Genomic DNA, 829 nt, shown 5'->3' on the forward strand with positions numbered 1-829 from the left:
TTCATTTTTGAGATACCTTCCTTGCCAATTAAACAAAGACTCTCCAAGCACAATACCAACCGTTTCAGATATAGCCCCGAATACCTTGTCACCGAGATTCGCTTTCTTAATCTTGTCCCCATCAAGTGTGACCATATATCCGGTAGGAATTGCTCTTCCATCTGCAGATTCGAAATACTCCGCATAATCAGCAAATGTTGAAGCACCTTTAACCTGACCGGTTAAGGCGATATTTCCTCTCATCGCATCATTTTCTATCTTAATATTCGAGGTGGAAGGGGTATCTGATGTTCCATATCCCCATATAGTGGTATAACCTTTTCTGTTTGCTACAGATTGTGATCCAATAACAACCCTAGAAGATCCTGATCCTTCAATGGAAGAATTATTAGATGCAACAACCAATGAGCGACTTCCTTCTGCTGTTGTTTTAGATCCTCCAGAGGACGCAATAACTGCATTACGTGGCCCTTCTGCTTTAGAGCCACCGGTTGTAGCAATAACGGCAGAAGCATCACCAGTCGCTTGTCCTCCACCTGAAGATGCGATTACGACGCTAGTTTTTGTCTTAGCATAGCCAGAAGTCGTTGCAATCCGTGTGCCACCTTTGAAATTATTCGGGATAAACGTGTAAGTTTTTCCGGCAATTTTACTGGGAGTAGCGTATTGTTCGCACATCGCAGCACTAATATTGGCCTGGGAGTTAGTACAATAAACGCCAATTGAACCTGCTTTGTTTGTTCCCGTCATGTTAACGTTATTGATATTGGCTGAGCCGACTTTACTTCCCACAGCAATCCCAACTACAGCGGAGTGGTTAGTGGTCATA

General features: G+C 43.3%; 1 protein-coding gene. It reads right to left on the minus strand.

Annotation, left to right across the window (positions count from 1 at the left end; all coding sequences use genetic code 11):
* The coding region (locus ACFV9Q_RS29270; protein ID WP_377237314.1) for a peptidase G2 autoproteolytic cleavage domain-containing protein at window positions 1-829 on the minus strand (829 nt) is incomplete at both ends.

Origin of the sequence: Promicromonospora sp. NPDC059942, assembly GCF_042731755.1 — a bacterium.
GTDB lineage: Bacteria > Actinomycetota > Actinomycetes > Actinomycetales > Cellulomonadaceae > Promicromonospora.